This is a genomic window from Streptomyces sp. NPDC001381 (assembly GCF_042895685.1).
GTDB lineage: Bacteria > Actinomycetota > Actinomycetes > Streptomycetales > Streptomycetaceae > Streptomyces.
Genome location: NZ_JBIAWO010000003.1, coordinates 741,711 through 758,194 on the forward strand (window position 1 = coordinate 741,711; position 16,484 = coordinate 758,194).

The 16,484-nt window shown below is 72.2% G+C and carries 15 protein-coding genes; 5 read left to right on the forward strand and 10 right to left on the reverse strand.

Translation table 11 applies throughout. The features are described 5' to 3' along the window. Positions 1-673: 673 nt before the first annotated feature. A complete protein-coding gene (locus ACFY2L_RS16960) occupies positions 674-1,285 on the reverse strand; it encodes a response regulator transcription factor (protein WP_003948568.1) in 612 nt (203 codons plus the stop codon). A gap of 380 nt (positions 1,286-1,665) precedes the next feature. Between ACFY2L_RS16960 and ACFY2L_RS16965 the strand changes: the two genes are divergently transcribed. Next, positions 1,666-1,995 (forward strand): WhiB family transcriptional regulator, encoded by a 330-nt coding sequence (locus ACFY2L_RS16965; protein ID WP_355705315.1) that lies wholly within the window; start codon positions 1,666-1,668, stop codon positions 1,993-1,995. A 66-nt stretch (positions 1,996-2,061) separates the two neighbouring features. Here ACFY2L_RS16965 and ACFY2L_RS16970 read toward each other — a convergent pair whose 3' ends face one another. Further along, positions 2,062-2,970: a LysR family transcriptional regulator gene (locus tag ACFY2L_RS16970; RefSeq protein ID WP_390658196.1), complete on the reverse strand. Its 909-nt coding sequence runs from the start codon at positions 2,968-2,970 to the stop codon at positions 2,062-2,064. Between the two features lie 80 nt (positions 2,971-3,050). Between ACFY2L_RS16970 and ACFY2L_RS16975 the strand changes: the two genes are divergently transcribed. From ACFY2L_RS16975 to ACFY2L_RS16985, 3 genes are all read left to right on the forward strand, one after another. Next, entirely contained in the window at positions 3,051-3,719 is a 669-nt protein-coding gene (locus tag ACFY2L_RS16975; protein ID WP_390822685.1) for an MOSC domain-containing protein, read from the forward strand. Between the two features lie 96 nt (positions 3,720-3,815). Further along, the gene (locus tag ACFY2L_RS16980; protein ID WP_390658194.1) at positions 3,816-4,589 is read left to right on the forward strand and encodes an SDR family NAD(P)-dependent oxidoreductase; all 774 of its coding nucleotides are present in this window, start codon (positions 3,816-3,818) and stop codon (positions 4,587-4,589) included. A gap of 196 nt (positions 4,590-4,785) precedes the next feature. Then, positions 4,786-5,493 carry an ester cyclase gene (locus tag ACFY2L_RS16985; RefSeq protein WP_390658193.1) on the forward strand — a complete coding sequence of 236 codons (708 nt, stop codon included), beginning with the start codon at positions 4,786-4,788 and terminating at the stop codon, positions 5,491-5,493. 133 nt (positions 5,494-5,626) lie between these two features. Here the strand turns inward: ACFY2L_RS16985 and groL are convergent, their stop codons facing one another. The 4 genes from groL to ACFY2L_RS17005 form a co-directional block, all read right to left on the reverse strand. After that, on the reverse strand, positions 5,627-7,252 hold the full coding sequence (gene groL / locus ACFY2L_RS16990) for a chaperonin GroEL (protein ID WP_390658192.1): 1,626 nt from the start codon (positions 7,250-7,252) through the stop codon (positions 5,627-5,629). Between the two features lie 122 nt (positions 7,253-7,374). After that, the gene (gene groES, locus ACFY2L_RS16995) at positions 7,375-7,683 is read right to left on the reverse strand and encodes a co-chaperone GroES (protein WP_039652762.1); all 309 of its coding nucleotides are present in this window, start codon (positions 7,681-7,683) and stop codon (positions 7,375-7,377) included. Positions 7,684-7,852: 169 nt separating this feature from the next. Then, positions 7,853-8,764 (reverse strand): polysaccharide deacetylase family protein, encoded by a 912-nt coding sequence (locus ACFY2L_RS17000; protein ID WP_390658191.1) that lies wholly within the window; start codon positions 8,762-8,764, stop codon positions 7,853-7,855. Next, positions 8,761-9,729 (reverse strand): polysaccharide deacetylase family protein, encoded by a 969-nt coding sequence (locus ACFY2L_RS17005; protein WP_390822686.1) that lies wholly within the window; start codon positions 9,727-9,729, stop codon positions 8,761-8,763. Before ACFY2L_RS17005 ends, ACFY2L_RS17000 begins: the two co-directional genes overlap by 4 nt. Positions 9,730-10,124: 395 nt before the next feature. Between ACFY2L_RS17005 and ACFY2L_RS17010 the strand changes: the two genes are divergently transcribed. After that, positions 10,125-11,321 (forward strand): methyltransferase domain-containing protein, encoded by a 1,197-nt coding sequence (locus ACFY2L_RS17010; protein WP_390822687.1) that lies wholly within the window; start codon positions 10,125-10,127, stop codon positions 11,319-11,321. Here the strand turns inward: ACFY2L_RS17010 and ACFY2L_RS17015 are convergent. From ACFY2L_RS17015 to ACFY2L_RS17030, 4 genes are all read right to left on the reverse strand, one after another. Beyond that, a complete protein-coding gene (locus tag ACFY2L_RS17015; RefSeq protein WP_390822688.1) occupies positions 11,299-13,344 on the reverse strand; it encodes a cell wall-binding repeat-containing protein in 2,046 nt (681 codons plus the stop codon). The genes ACFY2L_RS17010 and ACFY2L_RS17015 overlap by 23 nt on opposite strands. Before the next feature lie 163 nt (positions 13,345-13,507). After that, positions 13,508-14,776: an RNA polymerase sigma factor gene (locus tag ACFY2L_RS17020; protein ID WP_390822689.1), complete on the reverse strand. Its 1,269-nt coding sequence runs from the start codon at positions 14,774-14,776 to the stop codon at positions 13,508-13,510. 46 nt (positions 14,777-14,822) lie between these two features. Beyond that, positions 14,823-15,179, reverse strand: coding sequence for a YciI family protein (locus ACFY2L_RS17025; protein WP_390658184.1), 357 nt, complete (start codon positions 15,177-15,179; stop codon positions 14,823-14,825). A 216-nt stretch (positions 15,180-15,395) separates the two neighbouring features. Beyond that, positions 15,396-16,457 carry an LCP family protein gene (locus tag ACFY2L_RS17030; protein ID WP_390822690.1) on the reverse strand — a complete coding sequence of 354 codons (1,062 nt, stop codon included), beginning with the start codon at positions 16,455-16,457 and terminating at the stop codon, positions 15,396-15,398. Positions 16,458-16,484 lie beyond the last annotated feature (27 nt).

The following is a 16,484-nucleotide window of genomic DNA, read 5'->3' on the forward strand; positions in this document are numbered from 1 at the left end:
CGGCCGGGCCCCGCGCCACCCCCGCCGACCGCGCCGAGGACGGGGTGCGCGCCCGGCCGCTCGACCCCGCCTGAGCAGGGAGGTTCCCTCATGCCCGCTCCTCGTCACTGACCGGGCGCCGGCCGTCCGGCACCCGGCGAAACCGGCCGCGTCCGCCGACCGGACCGGAAGCCGCACCCCGGACGGACCCGGATCGCGGAACCCGGCGGAGGCCGGCGCGGGCCGACCCGACGGACCGACTCCGACGGGCTGCCCCTGTCGGGCTGCCCCGCCGAAACCGGGGCCGCTTCCCGGAGCCTGCCCGGCACATCGATGCCGGCGTTTCCCTCCAGGCCGGACCGCCGGGATGAAGGGCCCCGGACCACAGGGCCGGCGTTCCTTCTTCGGCGCCGCGCAGGCGCAGCCGCACTGGACCGAACCACCGGACGAACCACCGGACGAACCACCGGACGAACCACCGGACCGAAGCGCCTGACCGAAGCGCCTGACCGAACCACCGGACCGTCCCGCTGGGACGAACCACCGAACTGATCCGCCGGGTGGCCCTCCGGGCTGATCCGCCCGCTGATCCTCCGGCTACCGCCCGCTGATCCTCCGGCTACCGCCTGCTGGTCCTCCGTCTGCGGCCCTCCTGCCGGCCCTGCTGGTCCTGCGTTGGCCCTCCGCAGAGGCCCTAACGGACCAGCCCCCACCGGAAGCCGAGCGCCACCGCGTGGGCGCGGTCCGAGGCTCCGAGCTTCTTGAAGAGACGGCGGGCGTGCGTCTTGACGGTGTCCTCGGAGAGGAACAGCTCGCGCCCGATCTCCGCGTTGGAGCGGCCGTGGCTCATGCCTTCCAGCACCTGGATCTCACGCGCGGTGAGCGTGGGCGCTGCGCCCATCTCGGCGGAGCGCAGCCGGCGCGGGGCCAGCCGCCAGGTCGGGTCGGCGAGGGCCTGGGTGACGGTCGCGCGCAGCTCGGCCCGCGAGGCGTCCTTGTGCAGATAGCCGCGGGCGCCGGCGGCGACCGCGAGGGCGACGCCGTCCAGGTCCTCGGCGACGGTGAGCATGATGATGCGGGCGCCCGGGTCGGCGGACAGCAGCCGCCGCACGGTCTCGACGCCGCCCAGTCCGGGCATGCGCACGTCCATCAGAATGAGGTCCGAGCGGTCGGCGCCCCAGCGGCGGAGGACTTCCTCGCCGTTGGCCGCCGTCGTCACGCGCTCGACGCCGGGCACGGTCGCGACCGCGCGGCGGAGCGCCTCTCGGGCAAGCGGGGAGTCGTCGCAGACGAGGACGGATGTCATGGCCGCCCTCCGCAGCTGATGCGCGTCACCTTGTGCCTCCAGGCTGGTACGAAATCGTCACCTGTGCGGTCGACCGTCTCGGACGCCTGCCCGAGCGTTTGTGTTTTCAACCGCCTCCGCACTCTCAACGATGGTCACTCGAAAGAGTTACGGGGCCGTGTGCAGTCTTCGGCACTCTACGTGAGGGGACGGACACGGTGGAGAGAGCCGCGCGGACCCTCAACCTTTCATCACAACCCATGCCCCATTCAGCCCTATTTCTTCCCTTTAGCTGGTGTCTGAGGCTAGATTCGCAATGGGTCATATTTTCATCTCCTTAGATCGTAGTTGTACGGTCGTGGGCACCGTATCCGCTCAGAACGGCTACAAGGGGTCACGCAATGGCAGATTTCTCCCGCCTTCCCGGACCGAACGCGGACCTGTGGGACTGGCAGCTGCTCGCCGCCTGCCGCGGGGTGGACAGTTCGCTCTTCTTCCATCCGGAGGGCGAACGCGGGGCGGCTCGGAGCGCTCGAGAGAACTCGGCCAAGGAGGTCTGCATGAGGTGCCCGGTCCGCGCGCAGTGCGCGGCGCACGCACTGGCCGTACGCGAGCCGTACGGCGTGTGGGGCGGGTTGACCGAGGACGAGCGCGAGGAACTGATGGGCCGGGCGCGCAATCGCCTGGTGTCGGCGTCGCCGGGCGCGAGAGACGCGTCGTCGAACACATGAAGGAACGTTTTTGCACATCACGGCGGACACGTATGCGTGCCCGCCGCTCTCATGTGAACGGGGTTCTCACTTGGCCCGCGCCGCGCGTCCCAGCTGCTCCAGCGTGGCCGCCACGGCCGGCACCTGCGCCAGATCGGGCAGCGTGAGCGCGACGATCTCCCGCCGCACCGCCGGCTCCAACGTCACCGCGCGCGCCCCCCTGGGCCGTACGGACTCGATCGCGAGCTGGGGCAGGACGGCCACACCCAGACCGGCGCCGACCAGCCCGACGACCGCCGGGTAGTCGTCGGTCGCGAAGTCGATACGGGGCGTGAAGCCCGCCCGCTCGCACACCTCCACCAGCTGGCCCCGGCAGCGCGGACAGCCCGCGATCCACGGCTCGGCGGCGAGTTCGCCGATGGCGACGGCCGGCGCGTGGGCGAGCCGGTGCCGCTCCGGCACGAGGGCGACCAGCCGGTCCGTCAGCAGGGGCCGTACGACCAGGTCGCCCCACTCCTCGGTCTGATCCGCGCCCGGCACGCGCGCATAGCGGAACGCGAGCGCGACGTCGCAGTCGCCGTTGCGCAGCGCCTCGACCGACTCGGGCGGTTCGGCCTCTTCCAGGGAGACACGGGTGCCGGGGTGGTCGGCGCGCAGGGCGGCGAGGGCGGTGGGGACGAGCGCGGAGCTGCCGCTGGGGAAGGAGACCAGGCGGACCCGGCCGGCCCGCAGGCCCGCGATGGCGGCGACCTCCTCCTCGGCGGCGGTGAGGCCGGAGAGGATCCCGGCCGCGTGCCGCACCAGGGCCTCGCCCGCCTGCGTCAGACGCATCTCACGGCCGCTGCGGACCAGCAGGGGCGTACCCACGGACGCCTCCAGGGCCTTCATCTGCTGGCTGACCGCCGGCTGGGTGCAGCCGAGCTCGCGCCCGGCCGCCGAGAAGGAGCCGGTGGCGGCGACGGCGCGCAGCACACGGAGATGACGAGCCTCGATCACCCTCCGAGCATAAGCGCATCTTGGGCGTGGAGTCGAAAAATGCGTCGACACTTTGAGTCCGGGTCCCCTACCGTGCGTCCATGAGGCTTCTCTCCGTCAATACGGGCCGTGCGAAGGCCGTCCCCTACTCCGACCACCCGCAGGGGCTGACCGGCATCGACAAGCGCCCGGTGGAGGGGCCCGTGCGGATCTCGGCGCCGGGACCGAAGGGCGTCGGAGGCAGCGGGCTGGCCGGGGACACGGTGTGCTCCCTGATCCACCACGGCGGGAACGACCAGGCGGTGTACGCCGTCGCGCGCGAGGACCTCGACGACTGGGAGCGCGAGCTGGGGCGCCCGCTGGCCGACGGCATGTTCGGCGAGAATCTCACCACCACCGGCCTCGACGTCTCGGACGCGCGGATCGGCGAGCGCTGGCGGATCGGCCTCGACGTGGTGCTGGAGGTGACCACCGGCCGGATACCCTGCCGCACCTTCCAGGGCCACGTGGGTGAGCGCCGGTGGGTCAAGCGGTTCACGGCGAAGGCGGCGACCGGCGCCTATCTGCGGGTGATCGAGCCGGGTGAGGTCCGCGCGGGGGACGCGATCGAGATCGTCCACATCCCGGAGCACGAGGTGACGGCACGGATGGCGTTCCAGGCGAGCACCACGCACCGGGAGCTGCTGCCCCGGCTGCTCGCGGCGGGCGAGGCCCTGCACCCGGAGGCTCTGGCGGCGGCCCGCGCGTACGTGGAGCGGCACGGCGGCTGAACCGCTGTCACGGGAAGGGAGCGCACGGCGCCTTCACGTTCGGGAGGCCCCGTGCAGAGAACGGACCCCCGGACTCCGGGTCACTACGCTTCTGCCATGACAACGGCTCTCATCACGGGTTCGACCGCGGGCATCGGTGCCGCGTTCGCCCGCAGACTGGCGGCGGACGGGCATGATCTCGTCCTCGTCGCACGCGACACCAAACGGCTGCGCGAGCAGGCGACCGAACTGCACGACCGGCACGGCATCGAGGCGGAGGTGCTGACCGCCGACCTCGCCACGGACACCGGCATCGAGGCGGTGGCCGCCCGGCTCGGCGACCGCAAGAACCCCGTCGACCTGCTGATCAACAACGCGGGCTTCGGCAACAAGGGGCGCTATCTCGACGTCTCGATGGCCGACGAGCTGCGGATGCTGAAGGTGCACTGCGAGGCGGTGCTGCGGCTGACCTCGGCGGCGACGGCGACCATGCGGGAGCGGGGCCGCGGCGGGGTCGTCAACGTCGCGTCCGTGGCGGCGTTCGTGCCGCGCGGGACGTACGGGGCGTCGAAGGCGTGGGTCGTGCAGTTCACGCAGGGCGCGGCCAGGGACCTGGCGGGCAGCGGGGTGCGGCTGATGGCGCTGTGCCCGGGTTTCGTGCGGACCGAGTTCCACGAGCGGGCCGGGATGGGCACGGACAACATCCCGGGCTGGATGTGGCTGGACGCGGACAAGCTGGTCGCGGCCGCGCTGCACGACCTGGCGCGCGGGAAGTCACTGTCGATTCCCGACCCGCGCTACAAGGCGCTGATGGGCCTGGTGAAGGTGACGCCGCGCTCGCTGCTGGGCGGGATCAGCTCCAGGACGGGACGGAAGTACGGCCCCCGGTAGGGGCGATCGGCGTACGGCCCTCAGGTAGTTGACGGACGTACGGCTTTGTGAAGGTGTGGGACGTACGGCTCGGCAGGAGGCGGACGGGGCTCGGCAGTAGGGGAACGGGCCTCGCCGGCAAGCGGGTGACGTCGGCGCTCCGGTGGGAAGATGGGCGTGTCGGAAGACCGGACCCAGGGGGGCCGGAGGCGGTGTCATGACGTTCGTACAGCTCATCGACTGCAAGACCAGTCGGTTCGACGAGATGAACCGGCTGATGGACACATGGGTCGAACAGACCAAGGGGAAGCGGACGGCGACGCACGCGGTGGTCGGCAAGGACCGCTCGGACGCGTCGCACTTCATCGAGATCGTGGAGTTCCCGTCGTACGAGGAGGCGATGCGGAACTCGAACCTGCCCGAGACCGACAAGATCTTCCGGGATCTGGTGGCCCTGTGCGACGAGATGCCCACGTTCACGGATCTCGACGTCGTCCGGGACGAGAAGTTGTACACGGAGACCTCGCGGCGCTTCTTCGAGACGGTGGCCCTGCACGGGGAGCTGCCTCCGCTCGACGGTCTGCTCGCCCAGGACTACCACGACCACGATCCGGCCAACGAGCAGGACACCATCGGGATGGACGCGATGCGCCGCGAGGTGGAGAGGTGGCGCGGCGGCTTCGACTTCTCCTTCGACATCGAGGACCAGCTCGCCCAGGACGACCGTGTGTGCAGCAGGTGGACCTGGCGCGGCGCCCACAAGGGCGAGTTCATGGGCCTCCCGGCGACCGGCAGGCAGGTCACCATGACCGGGACGACCGTCCACCGCTTCGACCGGAGCGGCAAGATCGCCGAGGCCTGGTGGCAGTACGACCGCCTGGGCCTGATGGCGCAACTGGGCGCCTTGGACGCACTGGAGACCTGACGGCGAAGCCGTGGGGGCGGGCGGTGTCCCGTCCGAGGATCACCCGCGGTGTCCGCGGACGCGCCGATGCCCGGCCCCCCGCGTGTGCGGAGGGCCGGGCATCGGTGGTGCCGGGTGGTGAGGGCGCCTCGGGTCAGTGGGCGTGGCCGTGGCCGTGGCCCGCGGCGGCCGGCTCTTCCTCTTCCTTCTTCTCGACGACCAGGGTCTCGGTCGTCAGGAGGAGGGAGGCGATGGAGGCGGCGTTCTCCAGGGCGGAGCGGGTGACCTTGACCGGGTCGATGACGCCGGCCTTGACCAGGTCGCCGTACTCGCCGGTCGCGGCGTTGAAGCCCTGGCCCTTCTCGAGCTCGGCGACCTTGGAGGTGATGACGTAGCCCTCCAGGCCGGCGTTCTCGGCGATCCAGCGCAGCGGCTCGACGACGGCGCGGCGGACGACGGCGACACCGGTCGCCTCGTCGCCGGTCTTGCCGAGGTCGCCCTCGAGGACCTTGGCGGCGTGGACCAGAGCGGAGCCACCACCGGAGACGATGCCCTCCTCGACCGCGGCACGGGTCGCGGAGATGGCGTCCTCCAGACGGTGCTTCTTCTCCTTCAGCTCCACCTCGGTGGCGGCGCCGACCTTGATCACGCACACGCCGCCGGCCAGCTTGGCGAGGCGCTCCTGGAGCTTCTCGCGGTCCCAGTCGGAGTCGGTGTTCTCGATCTCGGCCTTGATCTGGGCGACGCGACCGTGGACGTCCTCGGTCTTGCCGGCGCCGTCGACGATCGTGGTGTCGTCCTTGGTGACGGTGACGCGGCGGGCGGAGCCGAGCACGTCGACGCCGACCTGGTCGAGCTTGAGGCCGACCTCCTCGGAGATGACGGTGGCGCCGGTGAGGGTGGCCATGTCCTGCAGCATCGCCTTGCGGCGGTCACCGAAGCCGGGGGCCTTGACGGCGACCGCGTTGAAGGTGCCGCGGATCTTGTTGACGACGAGGGTGGAGAGCGCCTCGCCCTCCAGGTCCTCGGCGATGATCAGCAGCGGCTTGGAGGAGTTGGTCTGGATGACCTTCTCCAGCAGCGGCAGCAGGTCGGCGATCGAGGAGATCTTGCCCTGGTTGATGAGGATGTAGGGGTCCTCCAGGACGGCCTCCATGCGCTCCTGGTCCGTCACGAAGTACGGCGACAGGTAGCCCTTGTCGAAGGCCATGCCCTCGGTGAAGTCCAGCTCCAGACCGAAGGTGTTGGACTCCTCGACGGTGATGACACCGTCCTTGCCGACCTTGTCCATCGCCTCGGCGATGAGCTCGCCGACCTGCTGGTCCTGGGCGGACAGCGCGGCGACGGCGGCGATGTCGGACTTCTCGTCGATCGGGCGGGCCGAGGCGAGCAGGTCGTCGGAGACGGCCTTGACCGCGGCGTCGATGCCCTTCTTCAGGGCGGCCGGGGAGGCGCCGGCGGCGACGTTCCTCAGGCCCTCGCGCACCAGCGCCTGGGCGAGCACGGTGGCGGTGGTGGTGCCGTCACCCGCGATGTCGTTGGTCTTGGTCGCCACCTCCTTCACCAGCTGCGCGCCGAGGTTCTCGTACGGGTCCTCGATCTCGACCTCACGGGCGATGGTGACGCCGTCGTTGGTGATGGTCGGGGCGCCGAACTTCTTGTCGATGACGACGTTGCGACCCTTGGGGCCGATCGTCACCTTGACCGTGTCGGCCAGCTTGTTGACGCCGCGCTCGAGGGCGCGACGGGCGTCCTCGTCGAACTTCAGGATCTTCGCCATGACAGCGGGAGCCCTCTCGGAAATCTGTGGGTGAAAAAGGCACTGCGCCCCGGGCGCCCGGCTTCTTATGTGGTCGCGGGGGCCAGGGGCGCAGCGTCAAGCATCACATGTGCTCGGGTGAACTACTTCTCGATGATCGCGAGGACGTCGCGAGCCGAGAGGACGAGGTACTCCTCGCCGTTGTACTTCACCTCGGTGCCGCCGTACTTGCTGTACAGGACGACGTCGCCGACCTTGACGTCGAGCGGAAGACGCTCGCCGTTCTCGAAGCGGCCCGGGCCCACGGCGAGGACGGCGCCCTCCTGGGGCTTCTCCTTCGCGGTGTCCGGGATGACCAGGCCAGAGGCCGTGGTCTGCTCGGCGTCGAGCGGCTGGACCACGATGCGGTCCTCGAGCGGCTTGATGGCAACCTTGGAGCTGGCGGTCGTCACGATCCGACCTCCCCCTTCGGAGATCTCACGGGGTTAACTGTCTGAGGTGGCGACCAGGTCGATCCGTCGTCGCGGGTGCCGGACCTGCCCGTCGCTTTGTTGGCACTCTCCAGTGGGGAGTGCCAGAGCCGAGACTATGACCGTGATTAGCACTCGGTCAAGCGGACTGCTAATGCCCGCGGCGCGTCGGTGGGGTTTTCGGCCCTGAACGGCCCTCTTCCCCGACCGCCGGACGGGCTGGAGGCCGCCGGCCGGCGCTGAGGAGTCCCGGGAGATGGTCCTCCAGCCTGCCCACCGTCAGCCCCCGCTCCCGCACCCGGCGCAGCAGGCGTGCCGTCCGTTCCCGCAGGCCCGGTCCGGCCGTCTCGTCCGGGTCGACGGCGATGATGTCGCCGGGGCGGAGGTCCGGCGTGCCGTGGGTGTAGGTGAGGCCGGCCGGGCCCATGGCGGCGCGCCACAGGACGACGGCCGCGATGCCGCAGTCGGCCGCGGCGCGCAGCGTGGTGGTGTCGTAGGTGCCGTAGGGCGGGCGGAAGAGCCGGGGGCGCAGGCCGAAGCGGGAGCGGAGTTTCTCCTGCTGGCCGCAGATCTCGGCGCGCTGTCCGGCGTAGGGGAGGCCGCGCAGGGCCGCGTGGTCGAGGGTGTGGTTCTGGAGCGTGGCGCCGACCGAGCGCAGGCGGGCGAAGTGGCCGTAGCCGGGGCCGACCACGCTGTCGGTGAGGAACACGCTGACGGGCAGGCGGAGTTCGCGGACCATGTCGACGAAGCGGGGGTCGCGTTCGGCGCCGTCGTCGTAGGTGAGGAAGACGACCTTGTCGCGGGTGGGGATGTGGTCGACGACCGGCGGGAGGGCCGCCCGGGCGGGGCTGCCGGCCAGCGGTCCCGAGGACCGGGCGGGTGCGGGGGCCGCCGCCGACGGGGCCCGGCGGTGGTGGGCCCGTCCGGTGGCCGGGGCCTGCGGGCGCACCCGTTCCGCCGCCTTCCTGCCCAGCCGTTCGATCGGGTCGACGGACTGGGCGCAGCCGCCCAGTGCCGTCACCGTCAGCGCCAGCAGTACGGCCACCAGCCCCCGCGTCCTCACAGGTAGTCCTCCAGGCGTGCCACCGCGTACCCCTTCTCCGTGACCTTGTTCAGGAACCGCCGGACCATGTCGGGCATGGTGCCCTTCCAGTCGCCCCGGCCGCGGAAGTGGCTCAGGACGATGTCGCCGGGGTGGAGGTCCCGGTCCCACTCGCGGTACTCCCAGTGGTCCGCGAAGACCTCCTCGTCCCAGAGTGGGGCGTACTTCACCCCGCAGGACTTCGCGGCGATCAGCGTGTCGCGGTTGTAGTTGCCGTAGGGCGGCCGGAAGAGGGTGGGGCTCCTGCCGTACCGCTCGCGGATCACCTTCTGCATGCCGCAGATCTCGTCGCGCTGCCGCCGGTAGGACAGGCCGGGAAGGTAGGGGTGGTGGAGGGTGTGGTTGTTCAGGGTCACCCCCGCGGCCTGCATCCTCTTGAAGTACGCGTAGTCGTCGCGGATGAGGTAGTCGCTGAGGAAGGCCGTGTACGGGATCCTCAGCTCGCGCATCATCCGCAGGAACCCCGGGTCCTTCTCGGCGCCGTCGTCGATGGTGAGGAAGACGACCTTGTCCCTGGTGGGGACGGTGGTGAAGACGGGCGGGAGTCCGAGTTCCCCGTGGTCGCGCACCTCGAAGCCGTCCCGGGTGGTGATCCCGGGCTTCTTCGCGGGCGGGGCGGGCGGGGTCAGCGGGACCTTCCTCAGGCCCCAGCGCCGGGCGGCGGCGACCCGGGCCGTCTGTTCGGCGCGCAGGCGGTCGGCGTACGAGTGGAGGGCGCGGACCTGGGGCGCGGCCTCTCCGGCCTGCTGGCCGGGGGCGGGGTCGGGGTCGGTCCCGGCGCCCGCCGGGTCACCGCCCTCCGCACAGCCCGCCACGATCGCGGTCGCGGCCAGCAGCGCGAGGCCACCCCGCACCCCGGCCCGCCGGCGCCCACCGCCCCGCCCGCGCACTCCGGCCCGCCGGCGCCCGTCTCCCCACCCCCGCATCCCGGCCCCCCGCCCCCCGTCACCCGGCCCCCTCACACCGGCCCGTGGGCCCCCGGTCCACCCGGCACCGCCGGTCGCACCACCGGTCGCACCACCGGTCGCCCCGCCGGTCGCGCCACCCACAGCGGCCCCCTCCTCCCGCCCGGAGCCCGCCCCCTGCCCATCAGCGTCATTTTTGTCATTTTGTACGACAGATCCCATGGCGCCGGATCTTCCCAGCCCCGGCCCCGGGACCCGCCCCGACACCGCCGCCGGAGCCGCCCCGTCCACCGACCGGACCACAGGAGGACCGGCTGCCGGGGTGCGGGGCCGCGGCGGCGAGCGGCGGCCCAGGTGACGGCGGGCCTGGGCCGGCCGCGGCACCACGCGGCGCTCCCCTGACCGACAATGACCCCGTGAACGACCTCGCCCCGCTCCTCACCCCCGAGGGCCGCGCCCTCCTCGACGCCGTGCGGGGGACCGCCCCCGCCGATGAGCTCGCCGTCGCCACGCGGCTGCGCCGCGACCACCCCGCCGAGCTGGTGTCGGCGGCGCTCGGACAGGCCCGGCTGCGGCAGCGGGCGGTGGCGAAGTTCGGGGCCGAGGACGCCGGGCGGATGTTCTTCACGCCCCACGGCGTCGAGCAGTCGACACGGGCGAGCGTGGCCGCGTACCGGGCCGAGCGGATGAGGAGGCTCGGGGTGACCTCCGTCGCCGACCTGTGCTGCGGGATCGGCGGGGACGCCATCGCCCTCGCCCGGGCGGGGATCCGGGTCCTGGCCGTCGACAGAGATCCACTGACGGCCGCGGCCGCGCGGGCCAACGCGGACGCGCTCGGGCTCGCCGGCCTGGTGGACGTACGGGAGGCGGACGTGACGGAGGTGGACACGAGGGGCTACGACGCCGTGTTCGTCGATCCGGCGCGGCGTGGGGGGCGTGGGCGGATCTTCGATCCCGAGGCCTACTCCCCGCCCCTGTCCTGGGCCGTGTCGGCCGCCCGCTCCGCTCCCCGCGCCGCCCTGAAGATCGCGCCCGGTGTGCCGCACGAGGCGGTCCCGGACGAGGCCGAGGCCGAGTGGATCTCGGACGGCGGGGACGTGAAGGAGGCGGTGCTGTGGTTCGGCACCGAGCCGGGGGCCGTGCGGGCGACGCTGCTGCCGGGGCCGCGGACCCTGCTCGGAACCGGGCTGCCCGACCCCGCCGTCCGGCCGCTCGGCCGCTTTCTCTACGAGCCCGACGGCGCCGTCATCCGCGCCCATCTCGTCGCCGAGGTGGCCCGGGACCTGGACGGCGGGCTGATCGACGAGACCATCGCGTACGTCACCGCCGACGACCTCCGCCCCACCCCGTACGCCTCCGCCTACGAGATCACCGACCAGCTCCCCTTCAACGTGAAGAAGCTGAAGGCGCTGCTGCGCGAGCGCGAGGTCGGGATCCTGACCGTGAAGAAGCGGGGGTCGGCCGTGGAGCCGGAGGAGCTGCGCAGGAAGGTGCTGCCCAAGGGGCACGGGCCGAACTCCGCGACCGTGTTCCTGACCCGCGTGGCGGGGGCCCCGACGATGCTCGTCGGGGCCCCCGCACGGACGGTCGCTACTGCCGGTGGGCCGTCTTGAGCGGCTCCATGTTCGGGTCGGCCCCGACCGGGCCCGTCCGCTCCACCGTGGCGGCCTGGCCGTCGTTGGTGCGCAGCGCGAACGTCGCGGCCCGCGTGCTCGCGGGGATGACGCCGTTGTAGTACGGGCGGTAGTCGAAGTAGCTGCTGCCCGCGCTGATCGAGGCGCCCACGGTGTCCAGCGCCTGCGGGGTGACCGCGCCGGTGTTGCCGAAGGCGGCCGTGAAGCCGGTGCTCGCGGACTCCCGCAGCAGGTAGTTCTTGACCTCGGCGGAGAGGGCGGGCCGGGTGGTCCACAGGACCGGTCCGAAGACGTTCATGGCGCCGGCCGCGGACACCCCGTCACGCCACTGGCCGGTGTAGGCGAGCGCGGTCTGGCTCGGTGCCGACCACCAGAACCTGGCGAGGTTAACCGAGATCGCCGCGTCCGTGCCGCCCGGCACCGGGTAGTAGGAGTACGTCGACGGCCACCGGGAGAAGCCGGTGTGGGTGAGCGCGTACTTCGCCGCCGAACCGACCGGGATGATCATGGTCTTGTCGGGGTTCAGGCTGTTGAGGTACGACTTCACCGACGCGGTGAGCTTCGTGCCGTTGGTGAGGACGACACCGCCCGCGCTGCTGCCGCCGTCGGCGCCGGCCGCCGCCGCGGCGGAGAGGGCCGCCCGGTACTCGGTGCCGCCGGCCAGGAAGACGTACTTCGGGGTGGTGCTGACGGCCTTCGCCACGGCGACCGAGGTCGCGTAACGGTCCGCGCCGGACACCCGCTTCGGGACGTAGCCGAGGGACTTCAGCTGCGTGGCGACCGTGCCGCTGAGGACGGACGTGCCGCCGACCAGGTACACGGTCCTCCCCGGCTTCAGCGCCCGCTTCAGCTCCTTCTTCACCGCCGACGACAGCCCGGACCTCGGGGTCATCAGCACCGGGCCCTGCTTCTTGCCGGCCAGGGCGGGCGCGGTGACGGCGTACGCCGCGTCGTCCCGGTTGACCAGCACGGCGGACTTGGCGTTCATCAGGCCGGGCACGCTCTCGCCGAGCGTGTTCCAGGTCCAGCGGGAGGAGGCGATGTTGGTGGCGTAGGCGTCCGTGCCCCAGACCCGGCCGACCCCGTTCCTGCGCAGGGGCTGCCAGCTGGGGTTGTTGACGGAACTGCTGCGCGAGGCGTCCGTGACGGCCGTCAGCGCGCCGGTGGCGGTGTCGGCGTACTCGATGGTGTGCACGTCGTTGCTGTACGGCGAGGTGTGGGCGTCGAAGACGATCCGCGTGCCGGTCGGCGACCAGGACGGGTTGGCGTACCAGCGCGGGCCGGTGGTGAGCTGCTTGGCGTCGGTGCCGTCCGCGTTCGCCGTGAACACCTGCGGGATGCCGTCGGTGTCCTTGCGGACGAACGCCAGCTTGGTGCCGTCCGGGGAGTAGGCCGGCTGCTCGGCGTCGGCGAGGACGCGCCGGACGGTCCGCGCGGCGCCGTCGTAGACGTGGACCGCGGGGGTGCCGGTGCAGTCGCCGGTGCGGCGCTCGAACGCGAGCAGGCCCGTGGAGCTCACGCTCGGCTCGCTGTCGCAGACCGTGGCCGGCTCCTGGGACGCCGTCAGCAGCGGACGGGGTGCCCACGAGCCGTCGGAGGGGCCGTAGACGATCTGGCCGCCGGTGGAGAAGACGACGTAGCGGCCGCCCCACCAGAAGGCCAGGTCCTCGTACGCGGCGCTGGAGCGCACCCCCTCCGCCCAGGGCAGGGTGATCTTCCCGGTGCCGTTGGGGCGGACGCTGGAGACCTGGCTCCAGGCGGAGATCACCCGGCTGCCGTCGGGCGCCCAGGTGGCGTAGGTGTCGACGTGCGGGATCTGGGTGCCCGAGCCGGTGGCCGGGTCGATCAGCAGTCCGCCGTCGTTGAGGATCCTGCCCTCGGTGCCGGGCCAGGGCCCGGCGTCGTCGGCGGCGGCACCGGGTGCGACGGCCAGGGTGCCCACGGCGGCGAGCGCCGCCGCGGTGGCGAGCGCCGCGGCACGGCGGCGCGTGAACAGTCTCAAGTTGTCGACCCCCACGGATCACGGATCACGGATCACATAGTCAGAAGTGCCGCGAGCAGGCCGGGTCGGCGTCTCTCCCCTGAGAGGTTCCCCCGTCGACCGCACAGCCGTTCCACAGCGACTGGATCACTTTAGTGCTCAACAGCGCTTCTGGGGAACAGAGTTACGCGTCACAGGCCTCGGCCCGCGCCAGCAGCAGCTGCCGCTCCCGGGCGTTGCCCGTCAGCTCCGCGGCCCGTTCGAACTCGGCCCTCGCCTCCCCCGCACGGCCCAGGCGCAGCAGCAGATCGCCGCGCACGCTGGGCAGGAGGTGATAGTCGCGCAGGGCCGGTGCGGCGGCCAGGGTGTCGACGATCTCCAGGGCGGGGGCCGGGCCGTCGGCCATCGAGACGGCGACCGCGCGGTTGAGTTCGACGACCGGGGACGGGGCGCGGGCGGCCAGGAGGCCGTACAGGGTGGCGATGGCGGCCCAGTCGGTGTCCTCGTAGGCGGGGGCGTGCGCGTGGCAGGCGGCGATGGCGGCCTGGAGGGCGTACGGGCCCGGGGCGCCGGCGGCGGTGGCGCCGGCCCGGTCGAGGGCGGTGATGCCGCGGCCCACGAGCATGCGGTTCCAGCGGCGGCGGTTCTGGTCCCGCAGGAGGACGGGGGTGCCGTCGGGGGCGGTGCGGGCGGCCGTGCGGGAGGCCTGGAACTCCAGCAGGGAGACGAGGCCGTGCACCTCGGGCTCCTTCGGCATCAGCGCGGCCAGCTGCCGGGCCAGCCGCAGCGCGTCCTCGCACAGCGCCGGGCGCAGCAGGTCGTCGCCCGCGGTGGCCGCGTACCCCTCGTTGAAGATCAGGTAGATCACGTCGAGGACCGAGCCGAGCCGGGCCTCGCGGTCGGGGCCGTACGGCACCTCGAAGGCGACGTTCTTCGTGGCCAGGGTCCGCTTCGCCCGCACGACGCGCTGCGCGACCGTGGGCTCGGGGACGAGGAAGGCGCGGGCGATCTCGGCCGTGGTGAGGCCGCCGAGCAGGCGCAGGGTCAGGGCGGTGCGGGCTTCCGGGGACAGCACCGGGTGGCAGGTGGTGAAGACGAGCCTGAGCAGGTCGTCGTCGATGTCGTCGGGGCCCGAGGGCTCCTGCGGGGGAGCCGTCGTCTCCAGGGTGCGGCCTATCTCCTGGAGCTTGCGGGCGTAGTTCTCGCGGCGGCGGACCAGGTCCACGGCGCGGCGGCGGGCGGTGGTGGTGAGCCAGGCGCCCGGGTTGTCCGGCACGCCGTCGCCCGGCCACTGCTCCAGGGCGGCGACCAGGGCGTCCTGCGCCAGCTCCTCGGCGATGCCGACGTCCCGGACGACCCGGGTGACGGCGGCGACGACGCGGGGGAACTCCAGACGGAAGACGGTCTCGATGGCGGCGGAGGCGCGGGGGGCGACGGCGGGCTGCTGTTCCACAACCCACCATCGAACACCCCGTGCGCCGCCCGGCCAAACGGAACGCTCAGCCCTCCGCGATCTCCCGCACCTCGCAGGTCACGGTCCAGAAGTCCTCGTGCACCTTCAGGAACCGCTTCGTCCACTCGATCGCCTCGGCCATGTCCTTGCACTGCATGAGCGCGTAGCCGCCGACGACCTCCTTGGACTCGGTGAAGGGTCCGTCGGTGACGGAGATCCGCCCGCCCTCCCAGCGCACCCGGGTGCCCTGCGCGGACGGCGTGAGCCCGGCGGTGTCGAGCATGACGCCCGCCTTGGTGACCTCCTCGATCAGTTCGCCCATCCGCTGCATCAGCTCGGGGCTGGGACCCTCGGCGGGGGCCGAGGCCTCGTCGATCTTCACGAGCGACAGGTAACGGGGCATGGTGACTCCCTCGGGACGGAAGACTCGTGCGGTGCACTCGTACGGTGCCGAGTCTCGCGGGCGGGGCCTCTCCCCGCCTCTCACCCCTGCGTCGAACGGGAGACGGCGGGATCGACACCCGCGCCAGGATTTTCCGAGAAAGTCTTCCCGTCCGGCGTTTCCGCAGGCCGGGCACCCTTTCGGTACATCACCCGGCCTCCCGCGGCCGGCCGTGACTCACTTCAGCGACGTCCAGAGCTTGCTCGCCGCCGGCTCCTGGGCCACCACCCGGTTGGGGTCGGAGGGGGCCGTGACCACCGGCATGGTGACCGTCTCGACCTGGTCGGCGGTCAGGCCCTCCAGGCTCCGGCCGAGTGCGGTCAGTTCGGCGAGGGAGTTCAGGCCGGTGTCGGTGGTGAGGCTGCCGGTGATCGCGTCGGCGACCTCGTAGAGCTTGCCGGGGCTGGTCAGCAGGTTCGTGGCGGCGATCTGCTCCAGCAGGGCCTTGACCAGCTTCTGCTGGAGCTTGATCCGGCCGAGGTCGCTGCCGTCGCCTATGCCGTGCCGGGTGCGGGCGAGCGCGAGGGCCTGCTTGCCGTTCAGATGATGGGTGCCGGCCGCGAGGTGGAGGTGGCTGTCGTCGTCGTCGATGTCCTCGTCGGTGGTGACGGTGACCCCGCCGAGCGCGTTCACCAGCTTCGCGAAGCCCGAGAAGTCGACCTCCATGTAGTGGTCCATACGGACGTCCGTGATCGCCTCGACGGTCTTGACCGCGCACACCGGCCCGCCCAGCGAGTAGGCGGAGTTGAACATCACGCCGTAGGCCGCCGCCGACGTACCGCCGGAGGACAGCGGGCAGGACGGGCGGGTGACCAGGGTGTCGCGCGGGATGCTGACCACGGTGGCGCTGGTCCGGCCCGCGTCGATGTGCACGACCATCGCCGTGTCGGAGCGGGCGCCGGAGCTGTCGCCGCCGCCGAGTTCCTGGTTCTCCTCGCCGCTGCGCGAGTCCGAGCCCAGGACCAGGATGTTGACCGCCCCGGTGGGCGGCGGGGACGCCGAGGCGGACGCCGAGCCCGAGGGGGTGGGGGTCGTGACCGACTTCGCGGGGCGGTTGTCGCCGAGCGCGCTGTCGATGTCGACGCTCTTGATGTTGTCGTCGAGGTGCCAGTAGACCCAGCCCGCCGTCCCGGTGCCCAGCACCAGGGCGGCGGCCAGCGTGAGGCCGGCGGCCTTCAGCACTCTCGGCCGCCGGCCCGCTCTTCTGCCGTCTTCGCCGTGCTCCTCGTGTCGCGTCACGGGGAGGAACGTAGGTCCGGATTATTA

Excerpts from the sequence above, each read along its gene's own strand:
- ACFY2L_RS16985 (WP_390658193.1), top strand. The coding sequence starts at position 4,786 with ATGACGTTCGTACAGCTCATCGACTGCAAGACCAGTCGGTTCGACGAG.
- ACFY2L_RS16980 (WP_390658194.1), top strand. The coding sequence starts at position 3,816 with ATGACAACGGCTCTCATCACGGGTTCGACCGCGGGCATCGGTGCCGCG.
- groL (WP_390658192.1), bottom strand. The coding sequence starts at position 7,252 with ATGGCGAAGATCCTGAAGTTCGACGAGGACGCCCGTCGCGCCCTCGAG.
- ACFY2L_RS17005 (WP_390822686.1), bottom strand. The coding sequence starts at position 9,729 with ATGCGGGGGTGGGGAGACGGGCGCCGGCGGGCCGGAGTGCGCGGGCGG.
- ACFY2L_RS16975 (WP_390822685.1), top strand. The coding sequence starts at position 3,051 with ATGAGGCTTCTCTCCGTCAATACGGGCCGTGCGAAGGCCGTCCCCTAC.
- ACFY2L_RS16965 (WP_355705315.1), top strand. The coding sequence starts at position 1,666 with ATGGCAGATTTCTCCCGCCTTCCCGGACCGAACGCGGACCTGTGGGAC.
- ACFY2L_RS17025 (WP_390658184.1), bottom strand. The coding sequence starts at position 15,179 with ATGCCCCGTTACCTGTCGCTCGTGAAGATCGACGAGGCCTCGGCCCCC.
- ACFY2L_RS16960 (WP_003948568.1), bottom strand. The coding sequence starts at position 1,285 with ATGACATCCGTCCTCGTCTGCGACGACTCCCCGCTTGCCCGAGAGGCG.